This is a genomic window from Micromonospora sp. NPDC049523 (genome assembly GCF_040676775.1).
Taxonomy (GTDB): Bacteria; Actinomycetota; Actinomycetes; order Mycobacteriales; family Micromonosporaceae; genus Micromonospora_G.
This window is the reverse complement of record NZ_JBFAPP010000005.1, coordinates 190,471-208,284: the sequence shown is the minus strand read 5'-3', so window position 1 is coordinate 208,284 and position 17,814 is coordinate 190,471. Positions and strand designations below refer to the sequence as shown.

Below are 17,814 nucleotides of genomic sequence, written 5' to 3'. Positions count from 1 at the left end.
GCCGCCTGCTCCAAGACGTCCTGTCAAGCATTTCGGTCCTCGCTGTCATTTCGGGAAACTGCCTCGTGGGCTGTCCGTGGCCCCGGTCCGGCTGCGGCGTGCCCGCCGGGATCGGCACCGGCCGGTCCGTCGGCGGCCGGTTGGTCGGCGGCCGGTTGGTCGGCGGCCGGTTGGTCGGCGGCCGGTTGGTCGGCGGCCGGTTGGTCGGCGGCCGGGGAGAGGTCGAAGATGTCCACCGGGCTTGCTTCGCGGCGGGCATACCGCGCCCGGTCCTGCGCCGACTGCCGGACCCGGCGACGCTGCTGGCCCCGGCTGAGCTGTCCGGGACCACGGCCGCCGACGAGCCGGGCCAGGATGAACAGCAGGAGCACCAGCAGCATCAGCGTGGCGGCCGTACCGAACCCCCGGGCGACCATGTTCTCCGAGGGCTGGGCCACCGACTTGTACGTGACCAGCGGCAGCGAGTTCTGCCAGTCCTTGAACGGGTTGAAGTTGACCGCGTCGGCACCCCCCGCGGTCAACAGCACCGGGGAGGTCTCGCCCACACCCCGCGCCGTGCCGAGGATGACGGCGGTGGTCAGTCCCGAACGGGCCGTGGGCAGGACGACGTGCCAGACCGTGCGCCACTGGGAGGCGCCGAGCGCCAGCGCGGCCTCCCGCAGGTTTCCCGGCACCAACCGGATCACCACGTCGGACGCCCGGATGATGATCGGCAGCATCATCACGCTGATCGCGAGCGAGGCGGCGAAACCAGAGCGGTCGTAGCCGAGGGACAGGATCACCGTCGCGTAGACGAACAGACCGGCCACGATGGACGGCAGCGCAGTCATCGCCTCGGCGATCGTACGGACCATGCGGCTGAACCGGCCCGGTATCTCGTTGAGGAACACGGCGCAGATCACGGCCAGCGGTACGGTCATCGTCAGCGCCAGCGTGATCTGCTCCAGCGTGCCGACGATCGCGTGCAGCACCCCGCCCTCGTCGAGCGCGGCGAGCGGCGAGGTGACGGACATGTCCTCGGTGAAGAAGTTGAGGTGGACCATCGCCTTCCACCCGCGAGCCAGGGTGTAGCCGATGACCAGCAGCAGCACCGCGAGGAGCAGGAACCCCACGCTGTGCACGAGCGCGCCGACCACCCGGTCGCGTACCGCCGGGCCGTCCTCGTCGAGCGAGACGAGCAGCGCGTAGAAGCCGATGAACGCCACGTAGGCCAGGACGACAAAACCGAGTACGCCGTCGAACGGCGCGAGCTGGGTATAGATCAGCGCGACCAGGCTCAGCGCGGCGACGGTGGCGCCGAACCCGGCGTACAGGTCGGTGTGCCGCACGGTCGCGGTCCGGCGCCGCACCTCGGTGCCGGCCGCGTCCGGCGCGGTCGCGGGGATGGTGGTGGACCGCACCCGGTCCCGCGTGGTTTCGGGTACGGGTGTGGCCGCCGCCGGGGACAGTGTCTCGGTCGACATCCCGGTGTGCTCCTCGATCGCGTGCTTCGGGGTCAACGTCGGCACCAGCTCAGGCCTCGCTCGCCGCGCCGGAACGGCTGCGCGCGATGACGATCGAGGCGAAGAAGTTGACGATCAACGTCATGGTGAACAGGGCGAGTCCGGCGGCGAAGAGCGCCGAGATGCCGATCGGGGTCGCGTCGCCGTAGCGCAGGGCGATCAGTGCGGACACCGAGTTACTGCCGAGTTGGAGGATGTGCGGCTGGATCTGGAAGATCGGCGAGATGATCATGACGACGGCGATCGTCTCGCCCAGGGCCCGTCCGAGCCCGAGCATGGTGCCGCCGATCATGCCGCCCCGACCGAACGGCAGGACGACCGAGCGGATCATCCCCCACTTCGTCGCGCCCAGCGCCAGCGCACCCTCCCGCTCGCCGGCCGGGGCCTGGGAGAAGACCTCCCGCATGATCGAGCAGGCGACCGGCGTCACCATCATCGCCACCACCATGCCGGCGATGAACGTGGAGGCGGTGTAGACCGACTCCGAGGCGAGCGGGTCGCGCGGATCCCCACCCTCGACGGCGAACAGCGGGATCCAGCCGAAGTAGGTGGAGATCCAGCGGGCCAGGCCGACCACGTTGCCGGTCAGCAGGAACGCCCCCCACAGCCCGTACACCACGCTCGGCACGGCGGCCATCAGGTCGACCAGGCTGATCAGGGTCTGCTTGATCCGGCGCGGCGCGTACTCGGAGATGTAGAGCGCCGTACCGGTCGCCAGCGGCACCGCGAAGGTGATGGCGACCAGGGCGATCAGCACCGTGCCGGTGAGCACCGCGGCGATGCCGAAGTGGCCGGCTCCGGCATCCGGCTCCCACTCCTGCCGGGTCAGGAACGACCAGCCGGCGACGTCCAGCGCCCGCTGCGCCTGCAACAGCAGGAAGCCACCGACGAGCAGCATCACGGCCAGCACCACCAGGCCGCCGCCACCGAGCAGACCCCGGAACGCCAGGTCCGCCGGACTGCGCCGTTGCCGCGCCGGACGCGGTGCGTCCGGCGGCCCGTCCGGCGCGCTGGGGACCGTCGTGGACAGCGAATCGAGCGTACGCATCACAGCCTGGTATTCGTCTCGTCGTCGCGCAGGTGCGCGGGATCGGCGGCACCGGCCGAGAGGCGGGTCCGGATCGGGGAGATCCCGGACCGAAGCGGTACGCCTCCGCGCCGCCGCTCGGTGGCGGGCTCGTGATCGCGTACCGGGTGCCGACCTCGCCGGACGGCCCGTGTCCCCTCGACCACCTCGGCTGTCGGTACGGCCGCCAGGAACCGTTCCAGGTTGTAGCTGCACTCGCGGGCGCGCAGGTACGACCGGCTGGAAACGGCCACGGTCTCGTTGTCGAGATCCAATCGCCAGGCCCACTGGCCGGTGAATTCGTCCGTCAGGGCCACCGCGTCGGCCCGCCGGTGCTCGTCCCGCAACCGGACCACCGCCGCCCAACACTCGGCATACGTACGCCAACCCTCTTCACCACGACCGAGTTGCCGATTGTTGGGTGAGACGAGCATCCACAGCACCTCCTCGGCACCCTCGTCCACCTGTCCGTTCGACTTTGTCGGCATGGAAAGGAAGACGAAGCGCGACTGCTGCACCAGACCCCTCCCGTCAAGCGCGCGAGGCGCGCAATTGTGGGCGTCGCCGTAAGCGACTAACGCGATCAGGCTCCGGACAGCCTGTGACGGTGCGCATAGCCGTACGCTCACGCCAGACATGCACGGGGTGAACATCAGTTCACGTGGGGTGATCAAATGCGGGCGTACCATGCATTGACTCGATAACGCCCAGTAGCACCAATTAGCGCCAGGCAGCTCAATAGGTCAATAGCGCTCTGCCACGTCCAATTCAGCATCAAGGCATTCCATATACGACCGCCCGGATCGACGCGAGCGCTTCGATCCGGGCGGGTGGGTGGGGCTGGTCGGGCGGCAGACCGAGGGTCAGGCGGTACGCCGACGCGCGAGTACGCGCAGACCCAGCCCGACCATGAGCAGGAGGGTGCCCGCGCCGAGGATGAACAGCAGCGGCAGTCCGGTCCGGGGCAGGTTCCCCCCGGCACCCGGTGCGGGTGCGGTCGGACTCGTCGACGGGCTGCCGGTGGGACTGGCGCTGACGGTCGGGCTCGGGCTGGCCGAGGGACTGCCCGTCGGGCTGGGCCCGGCCGACGGGGTGCCGATCTCCACTGTGATGCGTACCGGACCGGTGCCGGCCGGCGTCGGCGTGGGTGCCGCCGCGGCGTAGCCGGACAGCCCCAGGATCGCGGTGGCCATCAGGACGATCAGGGCGGCGAGCAGCGGACGGCGGAGCTTCTGGTTCCGACGCCCGGTCCCGACTCGACCACGGTCGACATAATCAATCATCACGGTGAATGGAAGCTACGCGGGAACCCTGACCCGGCCCGCACGCCAACACACACGCCGGACATGAAGCAGGTTAAGAGCAGGCGACCGGAGCCGGGTCGGGCCCCGGCCGGATCAGGCCCAGACCTGCTGCGGTTCCGCGCGGCGCTGCGCCAGGGTCGGCGGACGCTCGTATTCCCGTACCACGTTGTAGCGGGTGTCCCGCTCGACCGGCTGGAACCCGGCGTCCCAGATCAGGTGCAGCAGGTCGTCGCGGTGCATCGTGTTCGGCGTGCCGTACGAGTCGGCATCGTGGGTGATCTTGTATTCGACCACCGAGCCGTCCAGGTCGTCGACGCCGAAGTTGAGCGACAGCTGCGCCACCGACAGCCCGTGCATCACCCAGAAGCACTTCACGTGCGGCACGTTGTCGAAGAGCAGCCGGGAGACGGCGAAGGTCTTCAGCGACTCGGCCGGTGACGCCATCGTGGTCTGCGCCTGGATCCGGTTCCGGATCTTGCCGTCCGCCGAGTCGACGAAGTCGTGCTGGTAGCGCAGCGGGATGAAGACGGTGAAACCACCGGTTTCATCCTGCAGCTCACGCAGCCGCAGCACGTGGTCGACCCGGTGGCGCGGCTCCTCGATGTGGCCGTAGAGCATCGTCGACGGGGTACGCAGACCCTTCGAGTGGGCCAGCCGGTGGATCCGCGACCAGTCCTCCCAGTGACAGGCGTGGTCCACGATGTGCTGGCGGACCTCCCAGTCGAAGATCTCCGCGCCGCCGCCGGTGAGCGACTCCAGGCCGGCGTCGATCAGCTCGTCCAGGATCTCGTCGGCCGGCAGCCCGCTGATCTTCTCGAACCACTGCACCTCGGTCGCGGTGAACGCCTTCAGCTTCACGTTGGGCAGCGCGGCCTTCAGCTCGCGGAGCACCTTCGGGTAGTAGCGCCACGGCAGGGTCGGGTGCAGCCCGTTCACGATGTGCAGCTCGGTGAGCTGCTCGTCCTGCATCTCCTTGGCCTTGCGTACGGCCTCTTCGATCCGCATCGTGTACGCGTCCTTCTCGCCCGGCTTGCGCTGGAACGAGCAGTACGCACACGAGGCGCTGCAGACGTTGGTCAGGTTCAGGTGCCGGTTGACGTTGAACATCACCCGGTCGCCGTTGCTCTCGGTCCGGCGGTGATGGGCCAGCCGGCCCAACCACGCCAGGTCGTCACTGTCGTAGAGGTCCTCACCGTCCTGGCGGCTGAGCCGCTCCCCGGCGTAGACCTTCTCTTCCAGCTCGCGCTTGCGTCCGGCGTCCATGTCGGGGCCCGTCCCTTCCCTACGATCCAGCACCGAGCGTACGTGGGTCCCGGCACCGGCACCCGGACGGCCGGCCCCACAGCGACGTAGTTCACCGGACGTCCGGCTGTCATCAGACTCTCAGGCTCTTGTTACCCCTACGCCAATCGACTTCCTTGCCGTGGTGCGGTAGACAAAAGTGGGACGCCGGGCACATCGCCGGACACGAGGGCACCGGGGCACCACCGCCCGGGGCCCTTGATGCTGGATGGGGAGCGGAATGGCAATGAGAACGGGCAGCCGACCGAGACGACGCAGACGACCGTTGATCAACCCCGTGCTACGGCCGCTGGCCTGGTCGGCACTGTTGAGCGCGGCGGTCGCGTTCGCCTTCGCCAGCCCGGTCTACGCGGATCCGGCCCCGACCACCGTGCCCGATGCCGGCGCCCGGCCCGCCGTGGTCGGTACGTTGCTCCTGCCCGGTGCGACCGCCCCGCCCGGCTCGACCGGTCCCCGGACCCCGCTTCCGGCGCTGCTGAACGGCCCGCTCGCCACCCAGATCCAGGCCAAGGAGACGCAGCTCGCCCTGCTGGGTGAGGAGTTACTCCAGCTACGCACGGATCGCGACACCGCCGCCGGGCTGCTGGTGACCGCGAACACGCAGTGGCAGACCGCGCACCAGGAGCTGACCAAGGCGCAGGAGGCCGCCGACGCGGCGGCCGCCGACGCGTTCAAGGACGCCGCCGGGCTCCCGCCGGGCGCCCTCGGCTCCGACCTGCACGATCTGGGCGCACTCAGCCGGCTACAGAAGGGCGAGCAGTCCGGCGCGGACAGCATCGCGCCCGCTCGCGAGCTGACCCGGGCCCGCAACGCCGAGCAGGCCGCTCGCGAAGCGCAGTTGACCGCTGCGACGGCCGCGACCAATTCGGCCGCCCTGTTCACCACCAAGGAAGCCGCGTACAAGCAGCTCGAGGCCGACCTGCTGAAGCTGAAGCGGGACAACGCCGACCAGCTAGCCGCGATCGAGAAGGCCCGGGAGACCGCTGAGCAGCAGCTCAGCCCGGCCGGAGTGGGCAACGACAGCGTCGCCGGCAAGGTGGCCAACCCGAAGGCGCTCAAGGCGGTGCAGTACGCACTCGCCCAGCGGGGCGACCCGTACGTCTGGGCGGCCGAGGGTCCGAACGCGTTCGACTGCTCCGGTCTGATGTACGCCGCGTACCGCTCCCCCGGCGTCGGGTACGAGCTGGCCCGGGTGGCGAAGGACCAGTATTACACCACGCGTACCCGGTCGGTCGACCGCTACTCGCTGCTCCCCGGGGACCTGATCTTCTTCGCCTCGGGCAGCAGTTGGACCACCGTGCACCACGTGGCGATGTACATCGGTGGCGGCAAGATGGTGCACGCTCCGAACTCGGGCGACGTGGTGAAGGTCTCCACCGTCTGGTGGTCGCGGTTCTACGCCGCGACGCGGATCTTCGACCCGGTGGACGCACCGGTCACCGGTCCGACGAAGTCGCCGACCAACCCGCCGACGACGACGCCGACCACCCCGCCGGCAACCACTCCACCGCCGACGACGCCACCGCCTCCGACCACCCCGCCACCGCCGACGACCCCGCCGCCGACGACTCCACCGCCCACGCCGTCGGACGACCCGACGACGCCCGACGACACCCCGACCACCGCGCCCACCCCGGCGGACCCGACGCCCGCGCCGACCACGCCGCAGCCGACCCCGGACGTGCCCGTGACCACCTCGGCCGGCGTACCGACGACCACACCGAACCCGCCCGTTCGCACCACGCCCCCGGCGACGGCGGGCGGTACGCCGAGCACCACCTAGGACAGGGGTTTCGTCGATCGGATGTGACCACCGGGCCCGCCTCATGGCGGGCCCGGTGCGTTCGGGTCGACGGCTCGATCGTCGCGTCTCTTCGAACCGGACAACGGGCTCCGACTGTCCGCCCGTGCCCGGATGTGGCACGGTGAGGATCGAGGGCACTCCCGGTCCGGCGCCACCGGTCCGGGCGCGGGCGCGGGAGGCAGACGATGGCGCAAGAGCAGACACCGCCGACGGTGGGACCGGTCGGGTCGAGTAGTGCGACCCTGACCACGGCACCACCGGACACGGCCGGGCCGGAACCGACCGCCGGTGCCGTCGAACCAACCACCGCCACCGGCAGCGCCGAGCCGGCTGTGGCGGACGACGCCGCCTCGGGTGCGGCCGTGGGCACCACCGGGTCGGCCGACAGCGACAACCCGGCCGTACGAGGACGAGCGGCCAGTGTCGCCGGTGCCGTACCGAGCGCCGCCGAGCTGGCTGCCGTGCCGGCGACCGTATCGACGGGAACCACGTACCGGGCCGGCGAGCCGGGCAGTCCGGACCCGGAGCCCACCCCAGCTCAGCCGGCGCCGATCCGGGCTGCCCCGAGCAGCATCCCGCTGCAACGCCGTACGCCCAAGACGCCGCAGGCGGACCTGCCCTGGTCGGCGTTCGGCAGTCCCCGAAAAGAGCCGGAGCAGGAGTCGACGGGCACACCACCGGTGCCCTCCGACCCGCCGAAGGCCGGCCCGACGGTCACGTACGTGGTCCCCACGCAGCGCTCCGGACTGCTGGGCGAGAACCCGGCGGCACGCGCCAGTGCAGCGGTGCCCGGCGCCGCCCCGCCCGCCGCCGACCAGCGGGCCGGTGGCACGTCGACGCCGGCCAGCCGGGCGACGGTGTACCGGACCGGCGAATACGCCGCCCTGTCCGCAAGAGCCAACCCGGTGAAGGACACCACTCCGGCCGAGGACGCGGCTCCGGTCGAGGACACCACTCCGGTCGAGAACGCGGCTCCGGTCGAGGACGTCACTCCGGTCGAGAACGCGGCTCCGGTCGAGGACGTCACTCCGGTCGAGGACCCGGCGCCGGTGACGGGAACCACGGCGGCCGGGCAGGCGGTGTCGGTGAAGGACGCGGCGCCGGTCGAGGAGGTTACGCCGGTCGAGGAGTCGGGGCCGGTCGAGCCGCCCAACCCGCCCCGGCCGCCGGATCCGGTGGAGCCACCGAAGCCGGCGGAACCGCCGCGGCCCGCTCCGCCGACCCCGCCCGGTCCCGGACCGGCACCGGCTCCGTTCCCCGCGCCACCGGTTCCCACGCCGACTCCGCCCCTACCGGGGCCGACGCCTCCGGTCCCCGGTCCCACACCGCCACGGCCGACTCCGCCGCCCCCCGGACCGGGTCCCGTGCCGCCGGCACCGCCGGTCCCGCCGGGACCGCCCGTACCGGCACCGGTGCCGCCGTTCCCGCCGCCACCCGCGATGACCGGCACGACGTACCCGGCGTCGGCGGCGCCCGCCGTCACCCAACGGATCACCACCACCGCGCGTACGTCGACCACCCGGCCGCCCGCGACCGCCACCCCGCCGTCGGCCGACGCCACCCAGCCGATCACCAGGCCGCCGTCGGCGGAGGCCACCCAGCCGATCACCAGACCGTCGGCGGAGGCCACCCAGCCGATCCGGCTTCCGGGGGCAGACCACCGGAAGGCAGCCGAGCAGGGTGGTCGCGGAACCGTGTACGGCGGACCGGACAGCGCCCCGCCCGCGGACATGACGGTCGCCATCCCGATCGGCAACCCGGTGGAGAACACGGGTTCGTTGACCGGGCACATCCTGGCCCAGGGCTGGGCGGACTCGTCGGCGTCGAACGCGGGCACCGGGAAGATGATCGGGGTGCTGGTTGCCGGTCTCGCCGTGCTCGTGGCGATCGGCCTGCTCGTGGTGTTCGCCGCCGGAGACACGTTCAGCGCCATTTTCGGCGGGTTGCTCGGGAGCTGAGCGGCCGAGCCCACCGGGCATCCACGCTGGCCGTAGCGTTGGCCGGAACGGGTTGTCCGGTGGGGTGACCCTGCCCACTGGCCGGGGTCGGTCGATGGCAGCCGTGCCGAGAAGCCGTACACTTGACGCGATTACTGACCTGGCGCGCACAAAGCGCGCCCCTGGGCGATCTTGCGGGCGATTCAGCGGCGGACGTTAGCCGCAGCGGGCCATTCGCGAAGATGCGCCCCGCTTGAGAGGTTTTTCTTGACGCCCTTCGCTGATCCCAGCACGTTCCCGTCCGTCTTCGACTCTGTCGACAGTGCCAACCAGCCCGACCCGGCCGCCCGGGCCGAATCGACCGGTCAGCTCGCCCCGACCGCGCAGGCCCCCGTGTCCGCACCGGTCATCCCCGCCGCGCAGGTCGCGCCGGCAATCGAGGTGTCGCCGGCCGAGGCCGCGACCGAGCTTGCTGCCGACGAAACCGTCGCGACCGAGGAGACCGCCGCGGCCGACGAGCCGTCCGAGGCGGCGGCGCCCGTGGTGGCCGAGCCGGTCGCCGTCCGGGACTTCGCGGCGCTCGGCCTGCCGCACCAGCTGGTCCGCGCCCTCAACCGCGAGGGCATCAGCACGCCGTTCGAGATCCAGCAGGCGACCGTGCCGGACGCGCTGGCCGGTCGGGACGTACTCGGCCGTGGCCAGACCGGCTCCGGCAAGACGCTGGCCTTCGGCCTGCCCGTACTGGCTCGGGTCGCGGCCGGTGGCCGAGCCCGGCCGCAGCACCCCCGCGCGCTCATCCTGGTGCCGACCCGCGAGCTGGCCATGCAGGTCAACGACGCGCTCGTGCCGCTGGGCAAGGCCGTCGGCGTGTTCCTCAAGACCGCCGTCGGCGGGGTGCCGTACGACCGGCAGATCGATGCGCTGCGCCGCGGTGTGGAGATCATCGTCGCCACGCCGGGCCGGCTCGGTGACCTGATCGCCCGTGGGGTGTGCAAGCTCGACGAGATCGAGATCACGGTGCTGGACGAGGCCGACCAGATGGCCGACATGGGCTTCCTGCCCGAGGTCACCGATCTGCTCTCCAAGACGCCGGCGAACGCCCAGCGGCTGCTCTTCTCGGCCACGCTCGACGGTGACGTCGACGCCCTGGTCCGGCGGTTCATGCACGACCCGGTGACGCACTCGACCTCACCGGCGACCGCCGCGGTGTCCACCATGGACCACCACCTGCTGCTGATCCCGCCGCACGACAAGTTCGCGATCGCCGCGTCGATCGCCGCCCGGCAGGGCCGCACGATGATGTTCGCCCGTACGCAGATGGGCGTGGACCGGCTGGTCGAGCAGCTCGCGGCGGTCGGCGTACGCGCCGGGGCGCTGCACGGCGGCAAGACCCAGCGGGTACGCACCCGCACCCTGGCCGAGTTCAAGGAAGGCCGGACGAGTGTCCTGGTCGCCACCGACGTGGCCGCCCGGGGCATCCACGTCGACGGCGTCTCGCTCGTGGTGCACGTGGACCCGCCGAAGGACCCGAAGGACTACCTGCACCGGGCCGGCCGTACCGCACGGGCCGGTGAGTCCGGTGCGGTGGCGACCCTGGTCCTGCCGAAGCAGCGCCGGACCACGCTCGCGATGCTGGAGAAGGCCGGTGTCGAGCCGGCGCAGACCCGGGTACGCCCCGGCGACGCGGTGCTGGCCGAGCTGACCGGTGCCCAGGCGCCGAGCGGGGTGCCGGTGGTCGTGGAGCCGGAGCGCTACAGCGACCGTCCCCGCGGCGGTGACCGCCGTTACGGCGACCGGCCGCAGGGTGAGCGTCGCTACGGCGACCGCCCCCAAGGTGAGCGCCGTTACGGTGACCGGCCGCAGGGTGAGCGTCGCTACGGCGACCGTCCCCAGGGTGAGCGCCGCTACGGCGACCGGCCGCAGGGCGACCGCAATTTCGGCGACCGCCCCCAGGGTGAGCGCCGCTACGGCGACCGGCCGCAGGGCGACCGCAATTTCGGTGACCGGCCCCAGGGCGAGCGCCGCTTCGGTGACCGTCCCCAGGGCGACCGTCCCCAGGGCGACCGGCCGCAGGGTGACCGGGCTGCCGGTGGACGTCCGGCGGGCGAGTGGCGCTCCGGTGGCGAGTGGCGGTCCGACGACCGCCGTGGCGGGTACCGGCACGAGAGTGCGCCGCGGCACGACCGGCCGGCCGACGCCCAGGGCGATCGTCCGCGTACCGGTGGCGACCGTCAGTTCGGCGCGCGGCGTCCGACCCGTACGCACTGATTTTCGCGCTTTCCGGCGCTGAGGGCGGCGGGTGGTGCGGCACGGTTCGACCGTGGCGCAGCACCCGCCGCTTTTGTTCGTCCTGGCGTCACGGCCGGCACGGCGTCGTTGCCGGCGGTAACGTCCGCCCCATGCCGATGATGCCGAGATCGCTGCTCTGGAACCGTACGGACGTGCCGGGCGCCGACCACGTGCTGCTCGACGACCGCCGTGGACTGCTCGCGCGGGGTGTGGCACTGGCGGTGGATCCACTCCCCTACACCTGCCGGTACGAGCTGACCACCGACGAGAGCTGGGCGGCCGTACGGCTGGAGGTGAGCGTCGAGGGCGCTGGTTGGCTGCGCAGCCTGCGGCTGGAGCGGGCGGCCGGGCGCTGGCGGGCCAGCACCGCCGAACAGGGCGACCTGGACGGCGCCCTGTCCGCCGCCGGGGCGCCGGGAGCCGGCATTCCGGGGATCGAGGAGCCGGACCGGTTGGTGAACGCACTCGACATCGACCTCGGTGGTGCCCCCCTGTTCAACACCCTGCCGGTACGCCGACTCGGGCTGCGCGACGCCGCACCGGGCACGGTGCACCGGATCACGGTCGCCTGGGTGCTGGTGCCGAGCCTGCTGGTGGTTCCCTCCGAACAGGTCTACACGGCGCTGGACGGCGGCAACGTACGCTTCCGCGACGACGACTTCGAGGCGGACCTCGGCCTGGACGCGGACGGTTACGTGGTCAGCTACCCGGGCCTGGCCGAGCGGGTCGGCACCGAGGTACGCCGTTAGTTCACGTCCGGGTTAGCTCGCGTCGGGGGTGCGGGAGCCGCGGGGCTGGGGGCGGTTCTCCCACTTGGTGGAGAGGGCGATCCCGGTCCGGGTCGAGGCGACACCGGCGGTCCGGTTCAGCCGTACGATCAGCTGCTCCAGTTCGGCGATGGTGCCGACCCGCGCCTTGAGCAGGAACGACTCGACGCCGGCCATGAAGTAGCAGGATTCGATCTCGGGCATCTCCCGGAAGGTGGCGAGCACGTCGTCGGTGTCGCCGCCGGAGTCCTGCACGATGCCGATCAGTGCGGTGACGCCGAGCCCGACCTCCTCCGGCGCCACCTCGGCCCGGTAGCCGCGGATGACCCCGCCGGCTTCGAGCTTGCCCACCCGCTCGTGTACGGCGGGCGCGGAGAGGCCGACCTGCCGGGCCAGCTCGGCGTAGGAGAGCCGGGCGTTGGTCTGCAGCAGATCGACGAGTACCAGGTCGATGGCGTCCACGGACTGTAGACACTATCCCGGTGGATGGGATGGGTAACGACCGGTAGGCAGTGCTCCGCGCTCAAAGCGCGTAAAAACCACATATCGGCCAAGCTAACTTCCCACTCAGGGCGTTTTCGCGTTCGCCGGACACGACACTCTGGCGGTGCTGTAATTGCCGTACGTCCCCACCGAAGGCTCTGGCAGGCACTTTTGTCCCGGGGGCGGTCTTACCAGTCCGGGGACTTCGTGGACGCGAGGAGGGGGCTGTGGACACTGGAGATCGTCTGCTGACGCCGGGCGAGGTAGCTGCGCTGTTCCGCGTCGACCCCAAGACCGTCACCCGATGGGCTGCTGCTGGCAGGATCGGCAGCATCCGGACACCGGGCGGGCACCGGCGGTTCCGGGAGTCGGAGGTGCGTGCTCTGCTCGAGGGCGAGGGCATGCTCGATGAGGTCGACGACAGCATAGCCAACCGGCCGCGCAATACCGGTCCGGCAACGCCGACAGGCCCGAATTCAGCCAGCGCCGGCAACGTCGGCCTGCACTGATCAGTTAGGCCACTGGGTAACACCCGGGCTCGGGCCGAGCTTCATCGGCCCGGACCGGGGTTTCACCCGGCCCGATCCGGGCCCTGAGCGCGGCCCGCGCCGAGTTCGCCGGCCCACCGCTGGAACAACGAGTGCGGCACACCGAGCGCATCGAGCACCTTGCCGGCGACGAAGTCGACGAGTTGCCCCGCCGAGGCCGACGCGCCCGCGCCGTAGAAACCGGGACTGGCGGGTAGCACCACCGCCCCCGCGTCGTGCAGCGCGATCAGATGCTCCAGGTGACTGCGGGTCACCGGAGTCTCCCGGGGCACCACGACCACCGGCCGGCGTTCCTTCAGGTTCACCTCGGCCGCGCGCTGCAGCAGGTCCTTCGACAGGCCGATGGCGATGCCCGCGCACGCTGCCGTACTCGCCGGCACCACCGCCATCCCGAGCACCGGGTACGACCCGCTGCTCGGACCGGCGGCAAGGTCACCGGCCGGCCAGTAGGCCAGGTCGGCACCGGACAGGTCGCGACCGAGCCAGGCGCCCAGGTCGTCGCGCCAGTACGCGTCCCGGAACGCCGTACCGGTCTCGTCGAGGATGGTGAGCCGGGCTGCCCGGGAGACCACCAGGTCCACCGCCGCCCCGGCGTCCAGCAGCCCGCCGATGACCGCCGCCGCGTACGGCGTACCCGATGCTCCGGAAACCCCCACCACCCACGGCCTGCGCATACCCCCAAGCCTGCCCGGTCGGGCCGGTGGGCGTGCCACCGGCCCACCACCCGGCGGCCCCGGTCACGCCGGTCGGCGGCAAATCCCCGTGGTCCATCGACGCGATTGAGTAATGCCAGGCAGACATGGAAATGCCATGCTTCTCCGCAGGCCCGGTACCGGTCGTTCTGGGGAGGCGACGGCATGGACAGGGAGGAACCCTGGGAAATCAAGCTCGAATGTCCGATTCCATCCGAAATTTCGCCGTACGCCGACGAGGTCCAGGAGTGGCTGCCCGGTTGGCTGCGCGGCGCCGGCCTGCCCCTGGACGACACCGGCGCCCGACAGTTGCACCGGCACGGCTTCGCCCGGTACGCCGGCCGCCTCTACCCGGACACGTCCGCCGAGGAGCTGCGTACGCTCACCGCGCTCTTCACCTGGTTCTTCCTGCTCGACGACGCCTGTGACGGGACCGCCGGACCGGATCCGGTCTTCGTCCGCGGCCTGCGTGACGGGATCCTGCGGCTGCTCCGGGTCGGCCCGCGCAGCCGCCATCGGGGCTTCACCGGGCCGCTGCGCCGGATGCTGGTGGACGCCTGGCGGGTCCCCGGCCGGCGGCTCTCCCCCGTGGCCCGGGACCGGTTCGTGGACGCCGTCGCCCACCACCTCGACGGAACGCTGGTGGAGGCGGGCAACAAGGCCGCCGGCCGGCACCCGAGCGTGCCCGAGTACGTCGAACTGCGCCGGGCCACCTCTGCCGCGTACGTGTCGTACACGCTGATCGAGTTCGCCACCGGCCGGGCGCTGCCGGACGCGGTCTACCACCATCCGGCCGTACGCGAGTTCGCGACCACCGGGAACGACCTGCTCTCCTGGTTCAACGACCTGCTCTCGCTGAACCGGGACACGGCCACCTCGGGCGGGCACAACCTGGTGCTCGCCGTGGCCCGCGCGGACGGGCTGCCGGTCCGGACGGCGGTGGAGGTGGTGGTCCGGCGCTGGCAGCAGACCATGGACCGGTTCGTGGCGCTGCGGGCGGCGATGCCGTCGTTCGGCCCGGTGCTGGACGAACCGCTGCACGACCACCTCGACGGGGTGACCCGTTCGGTGCGCGGCACCATCGACTGGTCGCTGGAGAGCGTCCGCTACCGGCACAGCGGCGGACCGAACATCTCGGTGCCGGCGCTGGTCGCACCGGCGGACGGGGTCAGGGGCGCAGGTTGAGCCGGAACACCAGGTCGAGCAGGGCGAAGAAGAACAGTGCGATGGCGACGAAGCCGTTGGCGGTGAAGAACGCCCGGTTGACCTTGGACAGGTCGGTCGGGCTGACCACCACGTGCTGGTACGTGAACGCGACCGCGGTCAGCAGTAGGCCGATCCAGAACAGCCAGCCGAGGCCGATCAGCGCGCCGAACCAGCCGAACAGTGCGAACGTTGCCACGTGCGTCGCCGTCGACAGGTGCAGGGCGAACCGCTTGCCGTACCGGGCCGGCACGCTGCGTACCCCGATCTCGCGGTCGATCTCGGCGTCCTGGCAGGCGTAGATCAGGTCGAAGCCGCCGATCCAGAGTCCCACCGCGGCGCCGAGCAGCCAGGCCGGGCCGGAGCCGTCGAAGGTGCCGCTGACCGCGAGCCAGGCACCGACCGGGCCGACCGCCTGGGCGAGCGCGAGGATGGCGTGCGGCCAGTCGGTGAACCGCTTGCCGTAGGGGTAGAGCACCAGCGGCACCACGGCGAGTGGCGCGAGCGCGAAGCAGAGCGGGTTGAGCGCGGCGGCGGCGCCGAGGAAGACGACCACGGCGACGATCGCGCCGGTCCAGGCCGTGCGGACGCTCACCGCCCCGGTGACCAGTTCCCGACCGGCCGTACGGGGGTTACGCGCGTCGATCCGCCGGTCGATGATCCGGTTCGCCGCCATGGCGAAGGTACGGGCGCCGACCATGGCGATGGTGATCAGCAGCAGGTCGACCCAGCGCACGTGCCCGCCGTCGACGAACATCGCGGCCAGCGCGGAGAGGTACGCGAACGGCAGGGCGAAGACCGAGTGCTCGATCGCGACGAGCTTCAGGAACGACTTCACCCGGCCGGTACGTTCGGCGGCAGTGAGGGTGGTCACTGGATTCCGTACTCCTTCCAGCGCTTGTCGACCAGGGCACGGATCTCCGGCGACATGGTCATCTCTTCCGGCCAACCACGGGTGTAGCCCTCGGTGGGCAGTTTGCGGGTGGCGTCGACACCGGCCTTGCCGCCCCAGAACTGCTGGTACGACGCGTGGTCGAGGTGGTCCACCGGCCCTTGGGTGATCAGCAGGTCGTGCGAGTAGTCGACGTTGCCGAAGGCACGGAACGCGACCTCGGAGTAGTCGTGCACGTCGCAGTCCTCGTCCACCACCACGATCAGCTTGGCCAGCGAGAGCAGGTGGGCGCCCCAGATCGCGCTCATCACCTTCTGGGCGTGCTTGGGGTAACGCTTGCGGATCGAGACGATCACGCAGTTGTGGAACACCCCGGCGGACGGCAGGTCGTAGTCGACGATGTCCGGGATCAGCATCTTGAGCAGGGGCAGGAAGATCCGCTCGGTGGCCTTGCCCAGGCCGTGGTCCTCCTGCGGCGGCTGGGACGTGACGATCGAGTGGTAGATCGGGTCGCGCTGGGTGGTAATCGCCTCGATGTGCATCACCGGGAACGGCTCGACCGGGGTGTAGAAGCCGGTGTGGTCACCGAAGGGCCCCTCCGGCAGCCGCTCGCCGGGCTCGATGTAGCCCTCCAGCACGATCTGCGCGTTCGCCGGCACCTGCAGCGGCACGGTCAGGCAGTCGACCATCTCGACCCGTTCACCGCGCAGGAAGCCGGCGAACAGGTATTCGTCGATGTCGCCGGGGAGCGGGGCGGAGGCGGAGTAGCTGACCACCGGGTCGGGGCCGATCGCGATCGCCACCGGCAGCCGCTCGCCGCGGCGTTCGGCGACCGCGTGGTGCGCGGTGGAGTCCTTGTGGATCTGCCAGTGCATGCCGATCGTGTTGTGCGAGTGCTGCTGGAGCCGGTAGAGGCCGAGGTTGCGCTTGCCGGTCTCCGGGTGCTTGGTGTGGGTCAGCCCGAAGTTGTGGAAGATTCCGCCGTCGCCGGGCCAGACCTGCAGCCCCGGCAGCCGGTTCAGGTCGACGTCCGCGCCCCGGTAGACGATCTGCTGGCAGGGCGCGGTCTTGACCTTCTTCGGCGGCAACGACTTGAGTTGCAGCACCTTGCCCAGGCCGTCCCGGATGCCCGACCAGCCGACCGGCAGTTCCGGCTTGATCATGGCGCCGATCCGCTCGCCGACCTCGTCGAGGCGGTCCACGCCGAGCGCCATCGCCATCCGGCTTTCGGTGCCGAACAGGTTGATCGCGACCGGCATCTCGCCCCGAGTCGGGCGTTCGAACAGCAGCGCCGGCCCGTTCGCCCGGACGGTCCGGGTCACCACCTCGCTGATCTCGAGCGTGGGGTCGACCGGCACGGTCACCCGGCGCAGCTCGCCCGCGCCTTCGAGCGCGGCGAGGAAGTCCTTGAGATCGGCGTACGGGAAGCCACGAGCCACCATGCTGCCAGTCTCCCGCACCGCCCGGCCGGTCGACTCAGCCGGGGTGCCGTACGGGTGGTGTCAGAGCAGGCCGATGCCGAGCAGGACCGTGCCGGCGGTCAGGCTGGCCCCGCCGAGCATGACGAGGTAGATCAGCTTGTTCGGTTTGGTGTCCGACGGGCGGACGACGGAGAGGAAGAAGCCGAGCGGCATCAGGATCGGCGCGGCCACGAACAGGACCCGTACCAGGGTCCTCATCCCGTCGCCGTAGTCGGACTGGTCAAGGTAGAGCAGGGCGACCAGGGCGAACAGCACCAGTACGCCCGCGTGGGCGTGTCCGGCGGTCCAGAGCGCCCGCCGGACGGGGTTGTCCAGGTAGCCGGGGATCCGGCGAACGAGTTGCATCAGCAGCGACAGCCCGCCGAAGGCGATGGTGCCGACCGTGATGATCAGGATCGCGGCGGTGGTACGGGTTTCCGGTGTCACGGCAGCTCCCGGCGGACGACTCCGACACAGCTTGTCAGTGTCAAGATTGGCGCCCACCAAGCATCTTGTCAACAGCTAGATTCCGTCCGTCGAACCCGGGCAGCACTGGGCAACCGCT

At 71.1% G+C, this 17,814-nt stretch carries 16 protein-coding genes; 6 read left to right on the top strand and 10 right to left on the bottom strand.

Going from position 1 to position 17,814, the window contains the following annotated elements; all coding sequences use genetic code 11:
* Nucleotides 1-23: 23 nt before the first annotated feature.
* From pstA to mqnE, 5 genes are all read right to left on the bottom strand, one after another.
* Nucleotides 24-1,463: a phosphate ABC transporter permease PstA gene (gene pstA, locus AB0J90_RS09690; protein WP_363594001.1), complete on the bottom strand. Its 1,440-nt coding sequence runs from the start codon at nt 1,461-1,463 to the stop codon at nt 24-26.
* A gap of 49 nt (nt 1,464-1,512) precedes the next feature.
* Nucleotides 1,513-2,550 carry a phosphate ABC transporter permease subunit PstC gene (gene pstC / locus AB0J90_RS09685; RefSeq protein WP_363593999.1) on the bottom strand — a complete coding sequence of 346 codons (1,038 nt, stop codon included), beginning with the start codon at nt 2,548-2,550 and terminating at the stop codon, nt 1,513-1,515.
* Entirely contained in the window at nt 2,550-3,086 is a 537-nt protein-coding gene (locus AB0J90_RS09680; RefSeq protein WP_363593997.1) for a hypothetical protein, read from the bottom strand. The genes pstC and AB0J90_RS09680 overlap by 1 nt, the downstream gene beginning before the upstream one ends.
* A 345-nt stretch (nt 3,087-3,431) precedes the next feature.
* Nucleotides 3,432-3,851, bottom strand: coding sequence for a hypothetical protein (locus AB0J90_RS09675; protein WP_363593995.1), 420 nt, complete (start codon nt 3,849-3,851; stop codon nt 3,432-3,434).
* 114 nt (nt 3,852-3,965) lie between these two features.
* Nucleotides 3,966-5,135, bottom strand: a complete 1,170-nt coding sequence (mqnE, locus tag AB0J90_RS09670; protein WP_326561494.1) for an aminofutalosine synthase MqnE — start codon at nt 5,133-5,135, stop codon at nt 3,966-3,968.
* 304 nt (nt 5,136-5,439) lie between these two features.
* Between mqnE and AB0J90_RS09665 the strand changes: the two genes are divergently transcribed.
* The 4 genes from AB0J90_RS09665 to AB0J90_RS09650 all read left to right on the top strand — a co-directional run bounded on the left by AB0J90_RS09665 (nt 5,440) and on the right by AB0J90_RS09650 (nt 11,953).
* Nucleotides 5,440-6,957, top strand: a complete 1,518-nt coding sequence (locus AB0J90_RS09665) for a C40 family peptidase (protein WP_363593993.1) — start codon at nt 5,440-5,442, stop codon at nt 6,955-6,957.
* A gap of 206 nt (nt 6,958-7,163) precedes the next feature.
* Entirely contained in the window at nt 7,164-8,936 is a 1,773-nt protein-coding gene (locus AB0J90_RS09660; protein WP_363593991.1) for a hypothetical protein, read from the top strand.
* A 522-nt stretch (nt 8,937-9,458) separates the two neighbouring features.
* A complete protein-coding gene (locus tag AB0J90_RS09655; protein WP_363594370.1) occupies nt 9,459-11,183 on the top strand; it encodes a DEAD/DEAH box helicase in 1,725 nt (574 codons plus the stop codon).
* A gap of 131 nt (nt 11,184-11,314) precedes the next feature.
* Nucleotides 11,315-11,953, top strand: a complete 639-nt coding sequence (locus AB0J90_RS09650; RefSeq protein ID WP_363593989.1) for a putative glycolipid-binding domain-containing protein — start codon at nt 11,315-11,317, stop codon at nt 11,951-11,953.
* Nucleotides 11,954-11,965: 12 nt separating this feature from the next.
* Here the strand turns inward: AB0J90_RS09650 and AB0J90_RS09645 are convergent, their stop codons facing one another.
* Nucleotides 11,966-12,433: an Lrp/AsnC family transcriptional regulator gene (locus tag AB0J90_RS09645; protein WP_363593987.1), complete on the bottom strand. Its 468-nt coding sequence runs from the start codon at nt 12,431-12,433 to the stop codon at nt 11,966-11,968.
* Between the two features lie 248 nt (nt 12,434-12,681).
* On the opposite strand from AB0J90_RS09645, the gene AB0J90_RS09640 reads away from it, so the two are divergent.
* Nucleotides 12,682-12,963: a BldC family transcriptional regulator gene (locus AB0J90_RS09640; protein WP_363593985.1), complete on the top strand. Its 282-nt coding sequence runs from the start codon at nt 12,682-12,684 to the stop codon at nt 12,961-12,963.
* A 62-nt stretch (nt 12,964-13,025) separates the two neighbouring features.
* On the opposite strand, the gene AB0J90_RS09635 is transcribed toward AB0J90_RS09640, so the two are convergent.
* Nucleotides 13,026-13,676: a UbiX family flavin prenyltransferase gene (locus AB0J90_RS09635; protein ID WP_363593983.1), complete on the bottom strand. Its 651-nt coding sequence runs from the start codon at nt 13,674-13,676 to the stop codon at nt 13,026-13,028.
* A 183-nt stretch (nt 13,677-13,859) separates the two neighbouring features.
* Here AB0J90_RS09635 and AB0J90_RS09630 point away from each other — a divergent pair, with 183 nt between their 5' ends.
* Nucleotides 13,860-14,879, top strand: coding sequence for a terpene synthase (locus AB0J90_RS09630; protein ID WP_363593981.1), 1,020 nt, complete (start codon nt 13,860-13,862; stop codon nt 14,877-14,879).
* Here AB0J90_RS09630 and mqnP read toward each other — a convergent pair.
* From mqnP to AB0J90_RS09615, 3 genes are read right to left on the bottom strand one after another with little or no spacing between them, the layout of a single operon-like run.
* Nucleotides 14,863-15,771: a menaquinone biosynthesis prenyltransferase MqnP gene (mqnP, locus tag AB0J90_RS09625; RefSeq protein ID WP_363593979.1), complete on the bottom strand. Its 909-nt coding sequence runs from the start codon at nt 15,769-15,771 to the stop codon at nt 14,863-14,865. The genes AB0J90_RS09630 and mqnP overlap by 17 nt on opposite strands.
* Nucleotides 15,768-17,231: a menaquinone biosynthesis decarboxylase gene (locus AB0J90_RS09620; RefSeq protein ID WP_363593977.1), complete on the bottom strand. Its 1,464-nt coding sequence runs from the start codon at nt 17,229-17,231 to the stop codon at nt 15,768-15,770. Before AB0J90_RS09620 ends, mqnP begins: the two co-directional genes overlap by 4 nt.
* Before the next feature lie 60 nt (nt 17,232-17,291).
* Nucleotides 17,292-17,696: a hypothetical protein gene (locus tag AB0J90_RS09615; RefSeq protein ID WP_363593975.1), complete on the bottom strand. Its 405-nt coding sequence runs from the start codon at nt 17,694-17,696 to the stop codon at nt 17,292-17,294.
* Between the last annotated feature and the right edge of the window lie 118 nt (nt 17,697-17,814).